The organism is Bartonella silvatica (assembly GCF_040545155.1).
GTDB lineage: Bacteria > Pseudomonadota > Alphaproteobacteria > Rhizobiales > Rhizobiaceae > Bartonella > Bartonella silvatica.
Genome location: NZ_JBEPLI010000083.1, coordinates 1 through 1,224, shown reverse-complemented (window position 1 = coordinate 1,224; position 1,224 = coordinate 1). Strand labels below are relative to the sequence as shown.

Here is a 1,224-nt window from a genome sequence, read left to right as displayed (position 1 = left end):
TACTTGCGTAATATTCGGAATCTTCAGATGTATACTTGAGATAGAGTGGGCATTCACCATCCCGAAACTGCGTATAATCAAAATAAAAGGTTTCATCAAGATCATAACTCACAACGAACTGTTCTGGTGTCGCAAGACCATCTTTTCTATCGAGTAAGTTTTGGTAAACAATATCACCAGCAGGAATACCTTCCCCACAATCTCCATAAATGCTAAAGATTTCTTCACCACCAATTTCCCCTCCTACATATTTTTTTAAAAAAACTTTGTAAGACGATGTGAATTTCAAATCCAAAGCTTTCTCTGCCTTTTCAATCACAAGATCATCAACCGCATTTTTTGCAGTACCAAAATTGATAATCTCATCATCATATTTATTCACTTTATCAATTAATACTGCAACATCATCTAAGGTATAGGTTTTCATAGATGAACCTCAAAACTTGCGTGATAAACGCTCCATATTTCCTCGCTATCAATTTCACCTCTTCCATAGTTTTTTCCAAAAACTCTTGTAAAAAGGGATAGGTTGCGGAGTGGGAGTGTGCTCAATCTTTTCAATCGGTTGGTCACCTTCAGGTATCTCTTCTCCCGCGTGTACTATAATCCGTTTGCAAAGGAACTCATAAAAATCACTGGCGTAATATTCGCAATCGCCCAATGGAAACCTGACATAGAGTGGGCATTCACCATCCCTAAACTGCGTATAATCAAAATAAAAGGTTTCATCAAAATCAGCATCACAAACGATAAGCTGTTCTGGTGTCGCAAAACCATCTTTTCTATCGAGTAAGTTTCGGTAAACAATATCACCAACAGGAACACCTTCCCCACACTCCTTATAAAGACTAAAGATTTCTTCACCACCAATTTCCCCTCCTTTGTAATTTTTTAAAAAACTCTTGTAAGACGATGTGAATTGTAAGCCGAGAGTTTTCTCCGCCTTTTCAATTACAAGATCATCAACCGCATTTTTTGCAGTACCAAAATTGATAATCTCATCATCATATTTATTCACTTTATCAATTAATACTGCAACATCATCTAAGGTATAGGTTTTCATCAATTATTCTCCATAAATTATTCTATAAGTTTCTTTTTTCTCTTTTCATCAACCGTAGAGCATTATTGCCGATGCTCCTGTCCCCATCTGTCAAAATCTATCCCTATGATACTCCATTTCATATCAATTATTCCTCCTAAATTACTGTTTTTTTGTTCTCT

General features: G+C 36.0%; 2 protein-coding genes and 1 pseudogene. All 3 read right to left on the bottom strand.

The window, feature by feature from the left end; translation table 11 throughout:
- A partial coding sequence (locus ABID23_RS08060) for an SMI1/KNR4 family protein (RefSeq protein ID WP_354190986.1) occupies nucleotides 1-427 on the bottom strand: 427 nt, incomplete at its 3' end.
- 54 nt (nucleotides 428-481) lie between these two features.
- Nucleotides 482-1,063, bottom strand: coding sequence for an SMI1/KNR4 family protein (locus ABID23_RS08055; RefSeq protein WP_354190984.1), 582 nt, complete (start codon nucleotides 1,061-1,063; stop codon nucleotides 482-484).
- Nucleotides 1,064-1,125: 62 nt separating this feature from the next.
- Nucleotides 1,126-1,224: pseudogene (locus tag ABID23_RS08205) on the bottom strand (HNH/ENDO VII family nuclease); the annotation flags it as partial.

Bases quoted from the DNA above. Each gene is read 5' to 3' on its own strand.
- ABID23_RS08055 (WP_354190984.1), bottom strand. From the start codon at position 1,063: ATGAAAACCTATACCTTAGATGATGTTGCAGTATTAATTGATAAAGTG.